The sequence below is a fragment of the Pseudoclavibacter sp. CFCC 13796 genome (assembly GCF_008831185.1).
In the GTDB taxonomy this organism is placed as follows: domain Bacteria; phylum Actinomycetota; class Actinomycetes; order Actinomycetales; family Microbacteriaceae; genus Pseudoclavibacter_A.
In genome coordinates this window covers 467,448-488,198 of record NZ_WBKD01000001.1, presented here as the reverse complement: position 1 = coordinate 488,198, position 20,751 = coordinate 467,448, and the positions used below count along the sequence as shown (strand labels likewise).

The 20,751-nt window shown below is 65.1% G+C and carries 19 protein-coding genes; 3 read left to right on the top strand and 16 right to left on the bottom strand.

Annotation, left to right across the window (positions count from 1 at the left end; translation table 11 throughout):
• Positions 1 to 18: 18 nt before the first annotated feature.
• The 3 genes from F8O07_RS02190 to dnaB all read right to left on the bottom strand — a co-directional run bounded on the left by F8O07_RS02190 (position 19) and on the right by dnaB (position 5,237).
• A complete protein-coding gene (locus tag F8O07_RS02190) occupies positions 19 to 1,614 on the bottom strand; it encodes a C39 family peptidase (protein ID WP_225733136.1) in 1,596 nt (531 codons plus the stop codon).
• 58 nt (positions 1,615 to 1,672) lie between these two features.
• The gene (locus F8O07_RS02185; RefSeq protein WP_192496593.1) at positions 1,673 to 3,505 is read right to left on the bottom strand and encodes an N-acetylmuramoyl-L-alanine amidase; all 1,833 of its coding nucleotides are present in this window, start codon (positions 3,503 to 3,505) and stop codon (positions 1,673 to 1,675) included.
• 277 nt (positions 3,506 to 3,782) lie between these two features.
• Positions 3,783 to 5,237, bottom strand: coding sequence for a replicative DNA helicase (gene dnaB, locus F8O07_RS02180; RefSeq protein WP_158031742.1), 1,455 nt, complete (start codon positions 5,235 to 5,237; stop codon positions 3,783 to 3,785).
• Between the two features lie 567 nt (positions 5,238 to 5,804).
• On the opposite strand from dnaB, the gene F8O07_RS02175 reads away from it, so the two are divergent.
• The gene (locus tag F8O07_RS02175) at positions 5,805 to 6,449 is read left to right on the top strand and encodes a TetR/AcrR family transcriptional regulator (RefSeq protein WP_158030528.1); all 645 of its coding nucleotides are present in this window, start codon (positions 5,805 to 5,807) and stop codon (positions 6,447 to 6,449) included.
• 66 nt (positions 6,450 to 6,515) lie between these two features.
• Here F8O07_RS02175 and F8O07_RS02170 read toward each other — a convergent pair whose 3' ends face one another.
• Positions 6,516 to 7,991, bottom strand: a complete 1,476-nt coding sequence (locus tag F8O07_RS02170) for a peptide MFS transporter (RefSeq protein ID WP_158030527.1) — start codon at positions 7,989 to 7,991, stop codon at positions 6,516 to 6,518.
• A 132-nt stretch (positions 7,992 to 8,123) separates the two neighbouring features.
• Complete coding sequence (locus F8O07_RS02165; RefSeq protein ID WP_158030526.1) at positions 8,124 to 8,696, bottom strand: cupin domain-containing protein; 573 nt, start codon at positions 8,694 to 8,696, stop codon at positions 8,124 to 8,126.
• 297 nt (positions 8,697 to 8,993) lie between these two features.
• Between F8O07_RS02165 and F8O07_RS02160 the strand changes: the two genes are divergently transcribed.
• Together F8O07_RS02160 and F8O07_RS02155 are read left to right on the top strand one after the other, a co-directional pair.
• On the top strand, positions 8,994 to 10,385 hold the full coding sequence (locus F8O07_RS02160; RefSeq protein WP_158030525.1) for an NAD(P)/FAD-dependent oxidoreductase: 1,392 nt from the start codon (positions 8,994 to 8,996) through the stop codon (positions 10,383 to 10,385).
• 352 nt (positions 10,386 to 10,737) lie between these two features.
• The gene (locus tag F8O07_RS02155) at positions 10,738 to 12,177 is read left to right on the top strand and encodes an aminobutyraldehyde dehydrogenase (protein WP_158030524.1); all 1,440 of its coding nucleotides are present in this window, start codon (positions 10,738 to 10,740) and stop codon (positions 12,175 to 12,177) included.
• A 25-nt stretch (positions 12,178 to 12,202) separates the two neighbouring features.
• Here F8O07_RS02155 and F8O07_RS02150 read toward each other — a convergent pair whose 3' ends face one another.
• From F8O07_RS02150 to F8O07_RS02100, 11 genes are all read right to left on the bottom strand, one after another.
• Positions 12,203 to 12,703: a hypothetical protein gene (locus F8O07_RS02150; RefSeq protein ID WP_158030523.1), complete on the bottom strand. Its 501-nt coding sequence runs from the start codon at positions 12,701 to 12,703 to the stop codon at positions 12,203 to 12,205.
• Between the two features lie 217 nt (positions 12,704 to 12,920).
• Positions 12,921 to 13,373 (bottom strand): 50S ribosomal protein L9, encoded by a 453-nt coding sequence (gene rplI / locus F8O07_RS02145; protein ID WP_158030522.1) that lies wholly within the window; start codon positions 13,371 to 13,373, stop codon positions 12,921 to 12,923.
• A 30-nt stretch (positions 13,374 to 13,403) separates the two neighbouring features.
• Entirely contained in the window at positions 13,404 to 13,667 is a 264-nt protein-coding gene (gene rpsR / locus F8O07_RS02140) for a 30S ribosomal protein S18 (RefSeq protein WP_158030521.1), read from the bottom strand.
• 80 nt (positions 13,668 to 13,747) lie between these two features.
• Positions 13,748 to 14,368, bottom strand: coding sequence for a single-stranded DNA-binding protein (locus F8O07_RS02135; RefSeq protein WP_158030520.1), 621 nt, complete (start codon positions 14,366 to 14,368; stop codon positions 13,748 to 13,750).
• A 2-nt stretch (positions 14,369 to 14,370) separates the two neighbouring features.
• Positions 14,371 to 14,706, bottom strand: coding sequence for a 30S ribosomal protein S6 (gene rpsF, locus F8O07_RS02130; RefSeq protein WP_225732897.1), 336 nt, complete (start codon positions 14,704 to 14,706; stop codon positions 14,371 to 14,373).
• A gap of 143 nt (positions 14,707 to 14,849) precedes the next feature.
• Entirely contained in the window at positions 14,850 to 15,647 is a 798-nt protein-coding gene (locus F8O07_RS02125; RefSeq protein WP_158030519.1) for a serine hydrolase, read from the bottom strand.
• Positions 15,647 to 16,738 (bottom strand): C45 family autoproteolytic acyltransferase/hydolase, encoded by a 1,092-nt coding sequence (locus F8O07_RS02120; RefSeq protein ID WP_158030518.1) that lies wholly within the window; start codon positions 16,736 to 16,738, stop codon positions 15,647 to 15,649. Before F8O07_RS02120 ends, F8O07_RS02125 begins: the two co-directional genes overlap by 1 nt.
• A complete protein-coding gene (locus F8O07_RS02115) occupies positions 16,735 to 17,556 on the bottom strand; it encodes a serine hydrolase (RefSeq protein WP_225733135.1) in 822 nt (273 codons plus the stop codon). Before F8O07_RS02115 ends, F8O07_RS02120 begins: the two co-directional genes overlap by 4 nt.
• Entirely contained in the window at positions 17,553 to 18,068 is a 516-nt protein-coding gene (locus F8O07_RS02110; protein ID WP_158030517.1) for an Lrp/AsnC family transcriptional regulator, read from the bottom strand. The genes F8O07_RS02115 and F8O07_RS02110 overlap by 4 nt, the downstream gene beginning before the upstream one ends.
• Positions 18,069 to 18,089: 21 nt before the next feature.
• Complete coding sequence (locus F8O07_RS02105; protein ID WP_158030516.1) at positions 18,090 to 19,100, bottom strand: S66 peptidase family protein; 1,011 nt, start codon at positions 19,098 to 19,100, stop codon at positions 18,090 to 18,092.
• Positions 19,097 to 20,749, bottom strand: coding sequence for an ATP-binding cassette domain-containing protein (locus F8O07_RS02100; RefSeq protein ID WP_158030515.1), 1,653 nt, complete (start codon positions 20,747 to 20,749; stop codon positions 19,097 to 19,099). Before F8O07_RS02100 ends, F8O07_RS02105 begins: the two co-directional genes overlap by 4 nt.
• Positions 20,750 to 20,751: the final 2 nt, after the last annotated feature.

The window sequence follows — 20,751 nt, the reverse complement described above, 5'->3', positions numbered from 1 at the left end:
TCGACCAGCGCCATCGTCTCACCTGCCGCGAGCGCGCCGACGCATGTTCCTGTGACGACCGATCATGGCGGTGAAGAGCCCGGCCAGCGTGACTCCTGTCGCGACAGCAGCAGCGGCACGCCAAGCCGCCAGGTCAGATCCGGTCTGCGCAAGCTGCTGCGGCTGGTCGCCTGCCGTGACAGACGAGCTCGGCACACCCTGCTGGTCTTCCGCACCCGCTGATGGCACGGGATTCTGCTGCACGGCAAGTGCCGTCGGGCCAGCCGGAGACGGCTCCGGGGTCGCAGGGTCGGAGTCTGTTGGCGTCGTGGGAGACACGGGCGAGGCCTCTCCGGGCAGCGGGTGACCTTGCGGCAGCGTGACGTAGGCGGTGCCGTTCGAGCCGTTCAGCCAGACCCGTTCGAAGTTTGCACGGGGGTAGATTCGCCGGACGTCCTGGTTGGTCGGTGAGTACGGGTCGTTCACGATGACATCGCCCGCAGCGGTGAATCCGACGATGACGAGCAGGTGTCCGTTCGTCGAGTACCCCGCCTGAGGCAGCTCTGCGCGTGTGAACGCCACCGATACGACGAGAGGAATGCCTGCGGCGATGTACGTCTCGGCCTCGGCCAGGCTCGGCATCCTGGTCACGAAGCTCTTCAGGCCGAATGACGCGGAGTACGCCGTATTGAAGGGCCAGTTCCCTGCCCCTTCGTATGCGAAGTCATAGGTGTGCATCGCCGCCCAGTCGACCTGCGGGTCGCCGTTCGGCGCTGTGACGCTCTGCAGATCTGCCGACGTCGGCCCCTTCTTCCAGTACCCGAGCACCATGCTCGACGAGGTCGGTGAGCACCAGGCCTCGCCGCCGTTGTCGAATTCCGGGTACTCTCCGCGATGGATCTCCTGTGACAGCTGCGGCACGTCGAGCACGGTGTCTTCTGTCATGCTCGACGTGCTGGTCGTCGTGGTTCCCGTGCCAAGACGAGAGGCGACGACGCTGACCAGTGAGACCGACACATCGGCGAGCGCCCCGACCGGCCGCAGCAGGGTCACCCGCGCCTGGTCGCTCACGATCGGTCTGCCGTCGGCGGCTGAGAACGTGTCGGTGTAGACGTCTCCGTCGGCGTTCGACTGCCCGTCGACCGAGGTGCGGTGGATGTCGCCGGCGGCGAAGTCCATGCCGCTGGCCCAACGCCCCATCACGAACCAGTCGGTCCATGTTCCGTCAGCATGCCGGCCGCGCATCTCGCTCTGCACCCAGGTGCCGGTCGGAGTCGTCGCGTTCCACGAGACGATGGCGTCTGAGGCCTCGAAGCCGATGTCGTGCACAGGTGACGTCCATGTGCCCGTCTCATACTCGACAGCGGCACGATGATCTGCGAAGGGGTCGGCATACGACGTGCGCCCCTCGGGCATCGACGTCAGACTCAGCGTCTCGTTGCGGTCGATCTCGACTCCCTTCCTCTCTCCGAGGCTGAAGTCTGCTGCGGAGTCCCAGGCCTGAAAGTCGGCCGTCCTCGGCTGGGCCTCACTCTGCGGCAGCTCATCGGCTGTCGCGGTGGGCACCCCAATCATGAGCACGGCCCCGATCGCGGTCAGGGCGGCAAGCGCCGCACGAAGCGTCTGTCTGTTCACGAATCTCTTCCTTCCACGCATGCTGTGGGATGACGGCGGTCTTGCCTCGGCTCAAGACCTAGCGGTGCAGCCTCACGTCATCCCGCTTGATGAAGGCGAGTCTGTGCCCGAGATACACCAAGAGGTATTGGGTGCGTCCCACGATGTCGACATGATCGCCGGGGGTGTCAGGATCGAAGGTCTGCGCGCGGTAGTAGTCGGTCGCCGGTCGATCGTCGACGACCACATAGCGCTGCCCCCGCCCGAGCCGGTAGACGAGAGGCGGGGCCTCGACCACATCCGCCGCATTCGTGAAGGCCGAGGCCTCTGGGTAGGCGGCACCGAAGACCGCCGTGTCGTCATGCCGAATCTCAGCGACCGTCGGCCGCGACACGACCCGCACGACGGGCCGCCGGGCCGAGTTGCGCAGCCAGCCGCGAGCGCCGAGGTACCAGACGGCGATCCAGTCGTCGCGTACGTCGGCGACGACGTAGTCCGTGCCCGCTGAGGCACGAGCACCGACATCGGCGACGTCGGTGGTCGGGGTGTCATTCGGATGCTGTCCGACGTCGACGAGCAGCGGGGCGTTGTCGTCGGGCGCGGTGCGCAGCGGCACGAAGTTGCACGAGGTCGGCGAGCCGTCGAGGGTGCCCTGCGCGGAGCTGCCGGTGATCACCTGCAGGTTCTCGGCGAATCCCGGCAGGATCCGAACGGTGCTGCCCGGGCGCAGACGACGTCCTGCCGGCGTCGTCCCCCGGTCGAGAGGCCTGCCCAGCAGGCGGAAGTAGCGCTCCCAGTCCCAGAACGGTCCCGGATCCCAGTGCATGCCACGAATGCCCTCAGTCTTGAGAGCGGGCACCTGGTCGTGTCCGAGGATGTGGCCGCGATCGACCGGGATGCGGTACTTCTCGCACAGATACGCGACCAGACGAGCCGACCTGCGGTACATGGCGTCGGTGTACCACTCGGTGCCGCTGATCGCGTACCCCTCGTGCTCGACGCCGACGGCGTGCGTGTTGACGTACCAGTTGCCAGCGTGCCAGCCGATGTCTTTCGTGCGCAGGTGCTGGGCGATCTTTCCGTCTGAGGAGCGAACGGTGTAGTTCCACGCCAAGTAGTTCGGGTCCTGTACGAGGTTCATCGCCTGCTCGTATGAGCACTCGGTGTCGTGGATGACGACCATGTCGAGCGAGGGGCTGCGCGGCCGGTCGCCGAGGTCATGGTTGCCGTAGTCTCCGGCGCCGGCGCCCGTCTGCAGGTATGGCGCCTCGACCCACTCCACGCCGAGGTCGCGCGGCGCGTCGACGGGCGATGACGACGGCACTGCGTGATGCCACCGATCGCGGCGTCGGCGCAGCGCCCTGTCGCTCCCGGTTCGGTCGACTGACCGACCCGGCTGGCGTACGACGTCACGGCCGACCTTCAGCGTCGTGCCCTGCTCCAGACGCTCGCGAAGACCGTCAGCGAACGAAGTCTGAGCGTCGAGAGACGGGCGGCCGCTCACCAGCGTCGCCGCCGCGATCCAGTCGGCGGGGTCGGTGTCCCGGCCCAGGCTTCCGCCGGACTGCCGCTGAGCGTCGGCGAGCAGCGCTGCAGCCGCCTGGAGGTTGGCCGCCGGATCGCTCACGACCTCTTGTGCAGGTCGGCCGGAGAGCCGAACGGCTTCACCCAGCTGGTCGACAGGTGCCGGCGCGCTGCCGCCGTACGCTGCGTCTCTCGCCTGACGCGCAGAGGATCCGTCGACCAGGGTCGTCGGAAGGCCCGACTGGGAGTTCGAGCCATCGTGATTGAGCACGCAGAAGGCGGCGATGACGGATATCGGCACCTGATGGTCTGCGGCCGCCGCTTCGAGGCCGGCGGAGACCTCTGCGGCGACGGCGGCCGGTGGCCGCGAGGCGTTCAGTGTGCTCACGGCAGCAGCCGAACTCAGAGCAAGAAGAAAGTGACGTCGAGAGATGGGCATGTGGGACTCTTTCACGAAGGCGCGACACTACGCACATGTGACTGAGCTGACAGTGACCTTTGGGCAGGCTGTCAGCCCTGGGGGACAAGAGTCACTCTAGGAGCGTGGACCGTGGAGGCACCGCGCATTCATCACTTCGCAACAATCGTTTACCTTGCTGCAATATTGCACATTTGTCGGATATTATCCGATAGAAAACATGAAGCGCAGCAAATACGCCGCCCGTTTAGACCGGCTCTTCGACGTCGCTGTACGCCATGTTCGCGAAACGCGACAGATGCCCCTGGAACGCCACTCGCAGGTTCGCCGTCGGGCCGTTACGGTGTTTGGCCACGATCATCTCGGCCTCCCCCAGGCCCGAGACCGCTCCGGGTTCGTAGCTCGACTCGCGGTGCAGCAGAATCACCATGTCGGCATCCTGCTCAATCGAGCCTGACTCACGCAGATCGCTCAGAGCAGGCCGTTTGTCCTGTCGCTGCTCTGGGCCACGGTTCAGCTGCGACAGGGCGACGACCGGCACGTTCAGCTCTTTCGACAGCAGCTTGAGTGCGCGCGAGAACTCACTGACCTCTTGCTGACGCGATTCGACCTTCTTGCCGCTGGTCATCAGCTGCAAGTAGTCGATGACGACGAGCTTCAGGCCGATCTGCTGCTTGAGACGACGGCACTTCGCACGAATCTCGACCAACGTCAGGTTGGGGGAATCGTCCAGATAGAGCGGCGCGTCGTTGATGCGCCCATGCGTCGAAGCGATCGTGGTCCAGTCTTGACCGTCGAGCATGCCCTTGCGCAGCTTCTGCAGCTCGACCCCCGCCTCGGCCGAGAGCAGTCGCATCGCGATCTCGGTCTGCCCCATCTCGAGCGAGAAGAACGCCGTGGGCATATTGTGCGCGATGGCTGCAGATCGGGCGAAGTCGAGCGCCAGAGTCGACTTTCCGAGACCGGGTCGAGCAGCCACGATGATCAGCTGGCCGGAATGCAGGCCGTTGGTCAGTTTGTCGAGATCGACGAAGCCCGTGGGCACGCCGGTCATCGAGCCGTCGCGCCCCTTGGCCGATTCGATCTCGGCGATGGCCTTCTCGACCGCCGCCGACAGCGGGCTCACGTCTTCGGACTGATCTTTGCCGCCGACCCCGTAGATCTCGGCCTGCGCTTCATTGACCAGATCGGTGACTTCGCCCTCGGCGTTGTACCCGAGCTGTGCGACGTGCGTCCCCACTTCGACCAGGCGGCGCAGCAGCGACTTCTCTTGGACGATGCGCGCATAGTAACCGGCGTTTGCGGCCGTCGGCACGATGGCGGTCAGCGTGTGCAGATACTCGATGCCCCCGGCGCGCGAGATCTGTCCGGTCTTGGTCAGCTCGTCGGTCACGGCGATGACGTCGGTCGGCTCGCCCTTCGAGTACAGGTCGAAGATCGCGTTGAAGATGATCTCGTGCTTCGGCTGATAGAAGTCGGTGGCTTTGACCTCTTCGAGAGCGGTTGCCACGGCGTCTTTGTTCAGCAGCATGCCGCCGAGCACCGACTGCTCGCTCAGATCGTCATGCGGCGGAGTGCGGTCGACTCCGGAGAGCGTGCCTGCGAACCCTTCGCCGCGAGACCCCCCACGGCGGTCGTCCTTCCAGTCGCCTTTCGAGCGAGACCCACCAGAGGCGTCGCCCGTGATGTTTGCGATGCTCATCATGAGTGGCCTCCTCCGCCGTGCGATCCGTCGCCGTCAGCATGACAGCACCCTGCGACATCGCTCCTCGTGCGGAGCGCCGCACGGTCACACCGTGGTCAGTCGAGGTAGCTGCCCGCACCTCGTCGAGAGACAGCCCGCACCACTCTATGCACCTCAGGCCGAATTGTGCACCCCTCGGACTGCAGGTTATCCCCATCCACGAAATCTTTCTGTGGATAACCTGGTGAGAACTCTCCCCAACCTGAGCATAACCATGTGAATAACTCGCCTTTTTGTGCACAGCCTTCCACAAGCGCGCCGAACTCCCCCGGAATTTCGGGGATTTTCTTGTGGATAACTTCGCACCACAAGTTCACCTGAAGCTCATGTTGAAGGTTTTCCAGCATTTGACAACACCCCGACCAGCGCACTACGGCCTCATTCCACAACGATTATCCCCAGGTTATCCACAGGCGGATCTCCGTGATTCCGGGCGACGTGCATCGTGAGGCGCAGATGTGCCGCGCCGGGAGTCGAGCGCTGACGAGCCCCAACGACACGCCCGCCCTCAGGTAACGTGATGACATGACTGTCACTCGACGCGGCGAAGTTCGGCGCCATGAGATTCTTCGGCATGCCATCGAGACAATCGCCGAGCGCGGCATCGAGAACACACGGTTCCAGGACGTGGCCGCGTCGGCGAATGTGTCAATCGGCACGGTGCAGCACTACTTCGGCTCTCGCGACGACCTCATCGACGCAGCGCTCTCGGCGCACACTCTCGCAACGATCAGCGAGATCTGGTCGAACATTCCCGATGCGGGCGACCCCTGGCAGGGGCTGGTGTCGCTGCTGCACGGGTACCGCGTCTCTGGCGACATTCGTCAACGCGCACGAATCTGGATCTCACTGTCGAACTCCGCGATGAACAACCCCAGACATCGCACGCTGCTCGAGTCACTGTACTTCGAGTGGGGGCGCCCGTTCATGACGGTCATCCGACGCGGAACAGAGCAGGGAGTCTTTCACCCGCTGATGCCGGTTGAGACCTGCGTCGACATTCTGCTGCGGCTGACAGACGGCTACGCCATGGCCGAGGCGACCAGCCTCACCGGCGGGCCCGCCTTGAGCAGCACGCTCGCCGACCACACCGTTCCCGGGGTCGACGACCGCACAGAAGCGATCTTCGTGGGGCTTGCCGCGGCGTTGGTCGGCAGAAATGCAGCGTGAGGGCCGGCGCCTTCAGGCAGTCCGACCCTCACGTGCAGACAGCGCTCTCGCCGCGCCCCGGCGACGTTACTCGATGATGCGGTTCAGCGGCCGGCGCAGCAGCAGAAGCAGACCGCCCAGAACGATGCCCGCGGCAGCGACGATGGTGAAGTACGTGCCGTTCGGAATCGCGGTGAAGAGCTGGCCCAGCAGTCCCGAGAGTGAGGAGCCGAGTGCCAGTGAGAGAAAGTTGAGCCCGACCATCTGCGCCTCGAATGACTTCGGACCGATCTTCGTCGCCAGAGCCAGACCGATCGGCCCGACGAACACCTCTGACGAGCCGGCAAGGCACATGAACAAGAGGATCAGCAGCAGCGGAATCGTCGCGTCCCCGGTGACACTCGAGATGAGCAGCAGATAGGCGTACGCGCAGCCGATCTGCATCAGGCCGATGGCGTACTTCGTCGCCGGCTTCGGCTGCCGTTTGCCCAGCCGCTGCCACAGACGCGCGATCAGCGGGGTGATCAGAACAGCGGAGAGCGGGCTCACCATGGTGATCCAGGCGACCGGGAACGTCCACGACCCGATGTGCAGATCGATGCGTTCGGTCACCAGAATCGAGATCGCGGTGAACTTCTGGAACAGCAGACCGAAGTAGATGCCTGAGAGCAGGAAGAGCGGCAGGAACGCCGCCACCCTGCGCTTCTCGAACGTTGTCACCTTCCGAGACGTCAGCATCACCGCGAAGTAGGCGCCAGCGGCGATCAGGGCGATGATCGTCACGATGCTTGAGAGATTCTCAGCATGCAGCAGGCCGGTGAACCAGGCGATTGCGATGACGACGATCGCCGCGGCGATCCATGCGAGGGGAACGAACCGGCGTTCGCGCGGCAGCGGGTTGTCGACCTGGCCGGCCCGCTCCGGCAGCCGTTTCATGGAGGGAATGTACTGGACAAGGGCAGCAACCATGCCGATCGCGGCCAGACCGAAGCCGTAGTGAAAGCCCAGCTGATTCTGCGCGAGCCCGGTGAGCAGCGGACCGACCACGGCGCCCACGTTGATCGCCATGTAGAAGTACGAGAAGCCGGCATCCCGACGACTGGTCTCCTCCCCTTCGAGCATGTAGCCGACGATCGTGGTGATATTAGTTTTGAGAGCACCCGTGCCGACGATGATCAGCACCAGCCCCACACCGAGGCCGGTCAGCCCTGGCAACGCTGCCAGAGCGATGTGCCCTGCGGTGATGACGATGCCGCCGATCAGCACCATACGCTTCGGAGAGATCAGTCGATCGCCGGCCCAGGCGCCGAGCAGCTGCGCGAGGTATACCGAGCCTCCATAGGCGCCGACGATTCCCGCGGCCGCGGCGGGTGCGATCTCAAGACCGCCCTTGTCCAACGAGTAGAGCAGGTAGAACGAGAGGATCCCTTGGAGCCCGTAGAACGAGAATCGCTCCCAGAGCTCGGTGAAGGCCATCTGCCAGATGCCCTTGGGAATGTGTTCTCGGCGCGAGCCGTGAGGCGCGTCTCCTGGCGGCGTCTGGACGTATGGTGCTGTTGTCATCGTGCGTTCTCCTCGACATTCGGTGCTCGGAGAGGTGGGGGAACCGAGCGGATGGTGCGGGCCCGGACGGCGCCCGCATGCCGCGACTCCGCAACAGGAGCGCGGCGAGCTTGGGATGGGACGTGACGCCCGTCAGTACGTCGGGGGCGACATGCCCCAGACCACACGCGCCGGCTGGATGCCGGTGCTCTCGACGACTCGATGCGGCTGGCTGCTGCGATAGTGCACCGAGTCGAGCGCTGCGAGGTGGTGCTTCTCGTCTTCGATGAAGACGTCCACCTCGCCTTCGACGACCAGCAAAATCTCTTCTGAGTCTCCGTGCGTGTACATTTCGGGCCCGGTCGAACCGCCGGGATCGAAGCTTCCCAACAGCAGCTCCAGATGGTCGAAGCCTCGAGGGTTCAGCCTGATCTTCGAAGCGCCCTCGCCATAGTGAATGCCCTGGGCGTCTGCGTGGCGCAGCACGGATGACGACTGGTCGCTCTCAGAAGGTGCGAAGATGCTTCCCACTTCGAGCCGAAGCACTGCACAGATGCGCTGCAGCGTCGCCACACTCGCGTTCGACTTGCCGCGTTCGATCTGTGAGAGATGCCCCTCGGTGATTCCAGCCTGAGATGCCACGTCGCTGAGGCGCAGGTGAAGCGCCTGTCTGCGTCGACGGATGCGCATGCCGGCGATGAGCGTGGGATCCTGCTGGTCTGTCATGAGCAGTAGTCAATCCCAGATTCTGCTGGGGCTCAAGAGAATATATTTTTGGTAATACATTTTTTACAATTGACGAACCTTGTGTTTGTAAGGGAAAGAGCTTCTTATGAGAGAGCCTGCTCCGACATCGTTTGCCAAATTCTCATACGACGGTATTATGCATATCACCTGCTGCTGCCTGGTTTCTCCCCCCTTCCGGGCAGCAGCAGGCCTTCACCTTCCAGTCAGCTTCTGACAAGGGGAATTCTCACGGAGTCGACCCCCGGGGCTGCTCCACCAGCCGAAAGCGAAACGATCATGAAGAACGGACACATCTCCTTCTGGATGGATCGAGATCTCGACGGTCTGCAGACGAAGCGTCCGCGCCTCGAAGCCGACCTCGAAACCGACGTCTGCATCGTCGGCGCAGGATTCACCGGTCTGTGGACCGCTTATCTGCTGCAGAGACACGACCCTGCGCTGCGCATTCACATCCTCGAGAGCGACTTCGTCGGCCACGGAGCATCCGGCCGCAACGACGGATGGGTCTCGGCGCTGCTCAGCGCGAATCGCCGCAAACTCGCAGCAGCATCCGGCCGAGACGCCGTCATCGAGTTTCAGCGCACGATGATCGAAGCCGTTGACGAGATCATCGACATTCTCAGCGACGAGAACATCGACGCTCATCAGGTCAAGGGCGGGCATCTGCGCGTGGCGCGCACTCCTGCCGCCCTTGCCCGCCAGGAGGCCTCTCAGCGAAGCGCACTCGACTGGGGATACCGCCCCGAGCACATCACCATGCTCAGCCGACAGGAGGCCGACGAGCGCATCCGCGTCGACGGCACCGTGGGCGGCATGTTCAACACGACGACCGCACGCATCGATCCGTCGCTGCTCGTCACCGGTCTGGCTCGGCTCGTCGAACGCCGAGGCGCAGTCATTCACGAGAACACTCGTGTCGCCGCCGTGGCTGCACACACCGCGCGCACAGCGCAGGGTCAACGAGTGCGCGCACCGTACGTGCTGGTCTGCACTGAGGCATACAGCGGTCAGATCGACGGCATGCCGAAGCGCCGCATCGCACCTGTGAACTCATCGATCGTGATCACCGAGCCGCTCGCCGAATCACAGTGGTCGACGATCGGCTGGAACGATGACGAATGCTTCGGCGACTCGGCCCATGTCTTCACCTATGCGCAGCGCACGGCCGACGGCCGCATCGCCATCGGCGGCCGCGGCAAGCCATACAGATACGGTTCACGAACGGATCACGCCGGCGAAGTCGATGGCAAGACCGTGCAGCTGCTGCACAGTCGCCTGACCGAGTACTTTCCCGATGCGGGAGAGATACCGCTTGCGCACGCGTGGTGCGGCGTGATCGGCGTCACTCGTGACTGGTGCGCATTCGTCGATCTCGACCAGCAGACCGGCATCGGCACGGCTGGAGGATACGCCGGTCACGGTGTGACCACGGCGTTCGTCGCAGCCAACACCTTGGCCGATCGCATCTGCGGGGTCGACTCCCGATACAGCAGGCTGCCCTGGTTCGGACACCGCCCGCCCCTGTGGGAGCCCGAGCCCGCCAGATGGATCGGCATCACCAGCATGTACGGCCTCTTCGGCGTAGCAGACACCCAAGAGGAGCGGGCGAACGCCGAACGCACGGCGCCCATCGCACGCTTCGCCGCGAAGATCACCGGAATGGACTGATCGCCTCCCCCTCCCGATCACGAAGACAGGCCGGTGACCGGTCACCTGATAGAGGCTGACTCTCGCACCGTCGTGAGTTGCCGCCAAGTCTGCATCATGGCGGCTTTTTCGAACTCGGCATCGCGCTCGGGCTGCTCCTGCTCGGTATCGTGATCTGGCGGTTGGTGCAGTCTTCAGCGCGCACACGCAGCAGCGCCGACACCTGCGCCAGAAGACCCTTCCAGCACATCGACGTCTGAGGGCGAGACCATGACAGACTGAGGCATGGGGCAGCGCGAGCCGCCTCGCGCCTCATAGCCCACCTCGATGCGCAGCCCGGGACGCATGACCGACGCCTCAGAAGGAGCAAACGATGACCGCAAACCGCCTCCAGAATTTCATTCACGGCGCATTCGTGAGCAGCGAGGGTGAACGGACGCTGCCGATCGTGGACCCCGCCTCTGAAGAGACCATCGCCACGATGCCGGTGTCGACGGCCGGCGACGTCGACCGCGCATTTCAGAGCGCCGCAATGGCCCAACGCACTTGGGGCACGACCACTCCCGCGCAGCGACAGGAGGCCCTGCTGGCGATCGCTGACGAGCTCTATGCGCATCGTGACGAGTTTGCCGACCTCGAAAGCGCCAACACCGGCAAGGTCCGAGCCTCACTGGTAGAAGACGAAGTGCTGCCGACGGTCGACCACCTGCGCTATTTCGCCGGTGCCGCACGGCATCTCGAGGGCGCGGCCACCGCCGAGTACTCCGACAGAGACCACACGTCGTCGATTCGGCGTGAGCCACTGGGCGTTGTCGGGCAGATCACGCCATGGAACTACCCGCTCAACATGCTGGGGTGGAAGATCGGTCCGGCGCTTGCCGCAGGAGACGCGACCGTGGTCAAGCCTTCAGACACCACGCCGTTGACCACTCTGCGGTTGGCCGAACTGGCTTCTGCCCATCTGCCTGCGGGCACATTCAATGTCGTACTGGGCGACGCGAGCACTGGGAATGCCCTGGTCGGTCATCCAGTGCCCCGACTCGTCTCGATCACCGGCTCGGTGCGGGCCGGGCGCGAGGTCGCGCAGACGGCCAGCGAGGATCTCAAACGACTGCATCTCGAGCTGGGCGGCAAGGCACCGGTCATCGTCTTCGCCGATGCCGATCTCGACCGTGCAGTCGAGACGCTGGCCACCGCGGCATTCTTCAACGCCGGACAAGACTGCACGGCCGGAACTCGACTGCTCGTCGAGGCACCGGTGCATGACGCATTCGTGCAGCGCCTGGTCGAGCACATCGAACGACATGTGCGCACAGGCGACCCCCGATCAGCCGACACGTTCTATGGGCCTGTGAACAACGTCAACCAGTTCGAACGACTGCTTGGCATCTTCGACCGCGTGCCCAGTCATGCGACAGTGCGCACGGGAGGGCATCGGGTAGGCGAGCTGGGCTTCTTCATAGCACCGACGGTCATCACCGGAGTGCGCCAACAGGACGAACTCGTGCAACAGGAGATCTTCGGCCCCGTCATCACCGTGCAGTCTTTTCGCGATGAGTCCGAGGCACTCGAGCTCGCCAACGGAGTTGACTATGCTCTGGCGGCTTCTGTCTGGACGCAGCAGCATGGGCGAGCCGTTCGATTTCAGCGAGACCTCGACTTCGGCTGTGTCTGGGTGAACACCCACCTGCCGTTCGTCTCAGAGATGCCTCACGGCGGGTTCAAACATTCTGGCTATGGCAAAGACCTCTCACACTACGCCTTTGACGAGTACACACGAGTCAAACACGTCATGAGCTACACCGGGCCGTGAACGCGCGACGACGCGCACTCTTCTGTCAGCGACCCGCCGCAGAGATTCGCCCGGCGCTCGCCAGTCCGAGAACGCCCGACACGATCAGGGCGACGCCGACCGCCCACAGCACCCATGCAGCGTCTCGCAGAGCGACCAGGCTGCCTCCCCAGCGACCGCCGACGAAGACCGGAGCATCCCATCCACCGTTAATGAGCACGAGCAGCGGCCCACCAGCGACGATCACACCGGACGTCAGCATGGCTGTCCAAATCATTCGCCCAGGCGCTCTTCTGCGCACGACCGCGACCATCAGCACCAAGCAGGGCAGGGTGAGGCCGAAGAGCAGTGACCCCGCCACGCCTGGGGCACCCCCTGCTGAGCCGAGTGACATGCCGAGAGCCAGCGTCGCAAGGCCGGCGCAGGCCGTGAGACCGAACAGCGACGTGACGAAGATCACCGAACTGCGACGCTCGGCAGGCACACCGAGCACTGCGCGGTCGATGCGCTCGGTGACGGTCGGTCTGCGAAGGGGTCTGGCGTGCATCAGGTGCCTTTCCGATACGACGATTCGCCTAGCGTAGCCGAGCGGAGCAGCCTCGAGAGACTCCGTGCGGCCCGAGCCGGAACTCGGGCCGACGGATGCGCTGCTGACGCCAGCATGGAAACGGCAAGAGGCCCCGACATCCGTGATGGATGTCGGGGCCTCTCCGCATCAGCCGACTGAGCGGACTGACAGCCCGTGCCGTTCGGCTCTGCCTGAACTACTTCTTGGCGATGACCTGCAGCGTGATGTCTGCGACGACGTCGGGGTGCAGTTTGAGCTGCGCCTTGTGGTCACCGGTCGCCTTGATCGGGTCGGCGATGACGATGCGCTTGCGGTCGACCTTGCCGATGCCTGCGGCTTCAATCGCCTCGGCGATGTCGGCAGGCTTCACTGCACCGAAGAGACGGCCTTCGCGACCGGCCTTCGTCTCGAGGCGCACGCGCACGTTCTCGATGCGCAGCTTGAGGTCTTTGGCCTCTTCGATGGTCGCGAGCTCGCGAGCGGCACGAGCCGCGCGAATCTGCTCGACCTGCTTGGCGCCGCCGGCGCTCCAAGCGACGGCGTAGCCGTGCGGCAGCAGGTAGTTGCGCGCGTAACCAGCCTTGACGTCGACGATGTCACCGGCAGTGCCGAGTCCGTCGACTTCCTGGGTCAGAATGAGTTTCGACATTGTGTTTCAGTCCCTTTCGCTTCTCGCGCCTCAGTGGCGGCCCGCGCCGGAGTACGGCAGCAGAGCGAGTTCACGGGCGTTCTTGACAGCGCGTGCGATCAGGCGCTGCTCCTGCACGCTCACACCGGTGATGCGGCGTGAGCGAATCTTGCCGCGCTCCGACACGAACTTGCGCAGGGTGTTGACATCTTTGTAGTCGACGACGTCGACGCGAATCACCTTGGAGGGCACAACCTTCTGGTTGAGCTTGGCGTTGCGCGCGGCCTTGGCGCGCGCTGCTCCCTTACCAGCCATTTTCTACTTCTTTCTGAGTTCTTGAAACTGTGTGTTGCGGATGCCGGGTCGCCCCTGCCTCCGCGGTGTCTGAGACCGGCTTAGAACGGAGTGTCGTCAAGGTTGACGCCCGGCTGATTCCAGCCGTCGCCGCTCGAGACGGGCTCGCCCCAGGCGTCGCCGCCGGGCTGACCGCCGCGGTTCTGACCACCCGGGTTCTGACCGCCTTGACCACCGGCAGGCTGTGCCTGCTGACCGCCGAAGCCGCCCTGCTGGCCGTAACCACCCTGGCCGCCGCCGACTTGGCCGCCGCCCTGGTTGCTCTGACCGCCGCCGAAGCCGCCCTGGCCACCACCACGAGCGACGCGCTCGACTTGAGCCGTCGCATAGCGCAGCGACGGACCGACCTCATCGATGTCGAGCTCGTAGCTGGTGCGGTTGTTGCCTTCACGATCCTGGTATGACCGCTGGCGCAGCCGACCCTGGGCGATGACGCGCATGCCCTTGGTCAGGCTCTTCGCGACGTGCTCTGCGAAGTCACGCCAAACGCTCGCACGAAGGAACAGCGCGTCGCCGTCCTTCCACTCACCCGAGGCGCGGTCGAAGCTGCGCGGGGTCGAGGCGATCGTGAATGACGCCACTGCGACACCGTTCTGGGTGTAGCGCAGCTCAGGGTCGCCGGTCAGGTTGCCGACGACCGTGATGACGGTCTCGCCAGCCATGGTCAGCTGGCTTTCCGGGGCTGACGCAGCACGACACGAGCGTCTTCGGCGCGCAGCACCTTGGTGCGCAGCACGGAATCTGACAGACGCAGCAGACGGTCGACCTCGTTGATGGTGTCAGGGGTCGAGCTGATCTGCACGAAGGCGTAGCTGCCCTCGGTCTTCTTCTGAATGGGGTATGCGAACTGACGACGGCCCCAGATGTCGACGTTGTCGACGGTGCCGCCCTCTTTCGGGACGACAGCCAGGAACTTCTCGATGGTCGTGGCAACCTTTCGGTCATCCACCGACGGATCGAGAATCACGGCCAGCTCATACTTGTTGATGTTCTGAGACATGAATCACCCACCTCCTTCGGACTCGAACGGCCGCAGAGCTCTTCTGCAGCAGGAGGGTAATCTCACTGCCCGGTCGTCGACACATGGGGTGCGACGGCACAGACTGACCAATTATATCAGCAGCAGGAGCCGTTCTGCCAGAGTCACTCGAGCAGATGCCGCCGAACGCCCTCGCCGACCGCGCGCATCTGCGCCAGCGCCTCGTCGCGCCGGTCATCGCCGCGACGCCAGTTCGCGAGCACCGCGTAGGCGACTCGACGTGTCTGCGACATCGCGACGCCGATGTCTGCACGGGCGCAGCCGATCGTGCCCGTCTTGTTCCAGAGCCACACCTCAGGATCGTAGTAGTAATGCGAGAGCGGATCGACGTTGAATGCACTGGCGACCATCGAGCAGTCCATGCCGGCACCCAGCCACCGGGTGAAGACGTCGATGCTCGACGACGTGAGCGTCTCGCCGCGGGCGATGCGCGCCACGAAGTCCGCGAGCTCGCGCGCGCTGCCATGCGAAAGCGTCGGCGACTGCCCTGGCTGCATGGGCCAGCGCACGATGTCGTCGAGACCCGAGTCACGATAGCCCAGTCGCTCGGTATGCTGCTGCACGGCGTCCAGCCCCACCACTCGACACAGCGTGTTCGTGGCGGCGTTGTCGCTCACCGCGCCGATCAGCGTGCAGATGTCGTAGACGCTGAGCGTGTCAGCCTGCAGCAGATACCAGAGCCCGGAGTTGTCGATGATCTCCGACGGGCGACGGGTGATCTGCTCCTCAAGCACCCGCTCTCCGCGATCGACCTGATCGAGCACCGTGTGCAGCAGAAAAATCTTGCCGACGCTCGCGGTGTTGAGCACTCGATCGACGGAGTGTTCCAGCAGCACTTCTCCGGTGTCGATGTCGAACACCTTGGCCGACCACTTCATGGTCTCATCGTCGTGCACCTGCATCAGATCTCCTCCTGCTCTCCGCGGACGAAGGCGCTCAGACGCCCTGTCCACTCCTTCGTCGACGCCTGCACCGTGATGCGATCGCCGGTGAGGTCGGCCACCGCGGTCGCCAGCGTATACAGGTCGTCACGCCGGTTCAGCACGCCGGGCGCGCGCAGTGCCGCCAGCACACCGGCGGCATCCACCGTGCCCGACGACGTCTCAGCACTCTCGACCGCCGACGACAGGGCACGACGCCGAGCGCGGCTCTCGGCGAGCCACTCGTCGTCATCGGCGACGCTCAGCCCGGCCTGCGTGCCGTCGACGAGACGCAGATGGTTGGTGTGGCAGACCGCGGCGGAGGCTGCGGAGACCTCGCTCACCCGCCCGGCCGCGTTCTCGATCACGTCGGCTCGACCGGCGAGGGCATCTGCGATGTCGAACGAGAAGCCTCCGGCGCACGGAGTCTCGCGCACCACACGGCGCGCCGCCTCCCCGTCAGACTGGCGTTGGGCGTGACGCGCGACGAAGTGTCGCCCACACCCGGTCACGGCAGGGGTCGTCACGGGAACGTGGTCGAGGCCGAAGACCAGGCCCGCCGAGGTCGCGACGAACGAATTCGCGGGCAGCATTCCCGGGTACCAGATCACGGTGCAGCTGGGGTCGCCATCGATGTCGAGCGTGATGAGACGCACGTCGTCGCGAAGATGAGCGTCTCCGTCTTCGTTGTGGCCCAGCACGACATGGCCCTCGTTCGCCGTGCAGACGTCTGAGCACCCAGTGCCGTCGCGACCGAGATCACCGCGCAGGTTGTACACCCAGAGATCGAGTTCGTGCTGACCGGCCCCTGCAGCGATCCAGGCGAGCTCCTGGGCCTCAACGGGCAGCTGTCGTGTGGTGCTGTCGATGATGCGGCTCAGTCGTTCGGCCCATTGCGGGTCGTCGATTCGGCTCATCAGCGACTGCCACTGCTGATCGACGCGGCTGCGCACCGAGGCGATCAGCTCGGCGTGCTCGCGGCCGAGGGCGAGAAAGACCGACTCGCGGTCACCGCGAAAGACCGTCCACGGCAGACCTGCGACAGTCGGCAGCGACTCGACCTGGGCGGTCATGCAGGCAGCCCGGTGACATGCTCGCGAATCTGCTCGCCGATGGCATGCATCGCCCGCAGCACAGGAGCACGCAGATCGTCGGGCTCACCCTTCCAGTTGGCGGCCACCGCATAGGCGACGCCTGACTGCGGCCCGCTGACGACGCCCACATCGATGCGGGCGAAGTCGGTGCTGCCGGTCTTATGACGCAGCACCATCTGCTGGTACTCGGGTTCGACGTGTGCGAGAGGATCAAGCAGGAACGCATCGGCGACCATCGAGGTGTCGACGTCTGCGGCAAGCCAGTCGAGCACCTGCTCGCTGACGGCAGCCGAAATGATCTCGCGACGCCCGAGCCGCCCGATCACGTCGCTGAGCTCGGCGGCGGTGCCGTACGACGGCGTCCAGGGCAGATCGGGGGTGCGCTCGTTGCGAATGTAGTCATGCAGTGACGTGCGCGCATACCCCAGCGCCGGTGCGACCGCGCGCACTGAGTCGAGGCCGCACAGATGGATGAGCGCGTTGGTCGCCAGATTGTCACTGACCGCGCCCACCAGCAGAGCAGCGTCATGCACGGTGATGCGCTGATCGTGCATGCGATACAGCAGACCTGAATCGGCGACACGCAGCTCGTCGGGAATCTCGATGCGCTGCTCCGCGACCAGGCTGCCTTCGTCGAGTCGGCGCGCAGTCTCGATCAGCAGAAAGATCTTGCCGATGCTTGCGGTCTCACACTGCGTATCAGGCTGGTATGAGGCGAGCACCTCGCCGGTCTGCGCATCGGCGGCCTGGATCGACCAGGTCACACGCGGATGCAGCTCGGGAATCTCGATGGTCACTGCGGCTCCTTGTCGGTCGTTGCGGTGTCGGTCATGGTCTGCGCTCCCATCGGCGTGCCGGCCAGCTGTTCATGGCGATGTTCGAAGGGCGTACTCAGAATGATCGTGGTTCGGGTCGTGACCCGGGCCTGAAGACGGATGCTGCCGATGAGCTGTTCCAGCGCGTCGGGCCCTTCCACGCGCACGAACAGCACGTAACTGGCCGCACCTGCCACCGAGTAGCACGAGACGATGCCCTCGACATGATGCAGCCGCTCGGGGGCGTCGTCCGGCTGCCCGGGATCGACCGGAGTGATCTCGATGAGGGCGGTCAGCGAGCGCCCGAGCCGGTCGTAGTCGACTCGTGCCTGATAACCCGTGATGAGGCCCGTGCTCTCGAGCCGGCGCAGGCGCAGCTGCACTGCCGACGTCGACAGCCCGGTCGCCTCGGCCAGTGCGGCGAGACGCGCCCGACCATCGCGCATCAGCAGATCGATGATGATGCGGTCGATCTCGTCGACTCTCTCAGTCATCAGCCACCACCTCTCTGCGTCTCAGATCGACTCGACGACCAGACGGGGATGCTCCGTCGCGGGAGCGCACAGCCGGGCAGTCGCGCCCATGGGGACGCTCGGCGCTTCGGGGTCATGCCCGATGCCCAGCTCCCAGGCCACTGGAACGCCCAGATCGCCCACGTAGTGCATCATGAGCGCACGAACGTCGTCGGACGGAGCGCAGTCGTGCCATGAGCCGAACACGATGCCGGCGGCCGCACGCAGCCAGCCGCAGCGCTGCAGCTGGATCATGAGGTTGTCAAGTCGATAGAGGTCTTCTTCGATGTCTTCGAGAATCGCGATGCCCCCCGTGGGCAGCGTGAACTCGGAGGCGCCGATCGACGCCGCGATCAGACTCAGATTGCCTCCGAAGGTACGCCCTCGCACCTCGCCGGCGACGAGCGTCTCAGCCTGGGGCCCGGTGATCACCCGACCGCCCCACGGCTCCATCATCCAACGATGCACATCGGCTCGAATGAACGACGAATCGTGAAACACCGCGTTGGCCGGCATCGGGCTGAACAGCGTGGGAACGCCGACGTTCGCACCCCAGGCCTGATGCAGGGCGGTGACGTCGGATGACCCGGTGAGCAACTTGACTCGCCCGGACGCGCTGATGCGTGCGTCACGCATCGCCGACCAGTCGATCTCGTCGAGCAGCCGCATCGCGCCATACCCGCCGCGCAGACAGACCACCGCCTGCGCCTCCGGGTCGAGCCATGCCTCGACGAGGTCGGCCCGGCGATCGTCGTCGGTGCCCGCAAGGTAGGGCAGCTGCCCGTCGGTGTCGTGGGCGTGGCGACCGACGACGGGACGCAGCCCCCATATGCTCAGCTGCTCGACGGCATAAGCGATGCTGGCCGCGCTGCTCGGGCCGGAGGGCGCCACCAAGCGCACGCGATCACCCGGGCGCAGCGGCGCCTCGCTGAGAAAGGCGTCGTCGAGAAAGCCCGCATCCGTGCTGGCATGGCCATGGTCGGCAACGCCGACGGTCTGGGGTGCCGCGCTCACGCCGTCACCCGCTCGATCTGCGGAGCCGCCTGCAGCAGCTTCTTGGTGTAGTCGTCCTGCGGGTCGAGCAGCACCTGTTCGGTCGTGCCGTGTTCGACGATGCGCCCCTGATGCATCACGGCGACGGTGTCGGCGATGTTCCAGGCCAGACCGAGGTCGTGCGTGATCACCAGTGCAGAGAGCCCCAGGCGACGACGCAGCCCCAGCAGCAGGGCGAGGATCTCGCCGCGAACCGACGCGTCAAGCGAGGCGACCGGCTCGTCTGCGATGAGCATCGACGGATGCAGTGCGAGCGCACCTGCGATCACGACCCGCTGGCGCTGCCCGCCCGAGAGCTCCTGCGGAATCGCACCCAGATAGCGCGCTGCGGGGCGCAGCTCGGCGTTCTCGATGCTCTCGACCACGCGTGCGTGCTCGTCACCGCCGTAGCCCTGAATGCGCAGCCCCTCGGCCACTGACTCGTAGACGCTGAGCTTGGGGTTCAGCGCCGCCGATGGATCCTGCAGCACCAGCTGCACCTGCTGGCGAAAGCGCCTCAGCTCTTTCGACCGCGTCGGAATGGGGCTGCCCGAGTAGAGCACCTCGCCGCCGGGATCGACGGGCTGCAGACCGAGCAGCGCACGGGCGAGACTCGTCTTGCCCGACCCCGACTGGCCCACCAGTGCGAGAATCTCGCCGCGATGGCAGGCGAGGTTGACATCGTGCACAGCCGTGTGCGGGCGTTTGCCGGTGCGGTACGTGATCGACACATTGCGCGCTTCGAGCAGCACCTCATCGGTCATCTCGTGGTTCAGTCCGTCATCGGGTTTGTCTCGATGCTGGCGCGTCACCGGATGCATGCGAGATGCGGGGTCGCCGATCGTCGGGAAGGCGTGTGCGAGCTGCTGCGTGTACGGCTCGCTGGGCTCCGTGCAGATGCGGTGCGACTCGCCCACCTCGACCAGTTCGCCGCCGCGCATCACGGCGATGCGCTCGCATGCGGTGGCGAGCACAGAGAGGTCGTGGCTGATCATCAGCAGTGAGATGCCACGCTCGGTGACGAGGTGGGCGATCATGTCGAGAATCTGCTTCTGAACGATCACGTCGAGCGCGGTCGTCGGTTCGTCGGCGATGATGATCTGCGGTTCGCAGGCCAGTGCCATGGCGATCATCACGCGCTGCTTCTGCCCACCCGAGAGTTCGTGCGGGTAGCTGGCGGCCTTGGCCTTGGCCAGGTCGACCGATTCCAGCAGTTCGTGCAGACGGGCACGCCGTGCCTCGGCGGTCTTCCATTTGCCCTTGGTGTGCAGTTCGAGGGCCTCGAGAATCTGCTGCCCCACCGTGCGCACGGGGTTGAGCGAGTGCATGGCTCCCTGAAAGACGATCGAGGCCTCGGCCCAGCGCACGGCTCTCAGCTCGCCGAAGCTCAGCTCGTCGACTCGCTTGTCGCCGAGCAGCACTTCGCCGTCGATGCGGGCGTTCTTGGGCAGCAGCCTGAGCGCGCTCATGGCGAGCGTCGACTTGCCCGAGCCCGATTCGCCGGCGAGACCGAGGGTGCCGCCTTCCGGAAGAGCGAGCGAGACCCCCTTCACCGCGGCGACGGTGCCTCGGTCGTTGCGGCCCGAGGTTCGATAGGTGATCGAGACGTTGTCGAAGACGAGATCCGGCATGG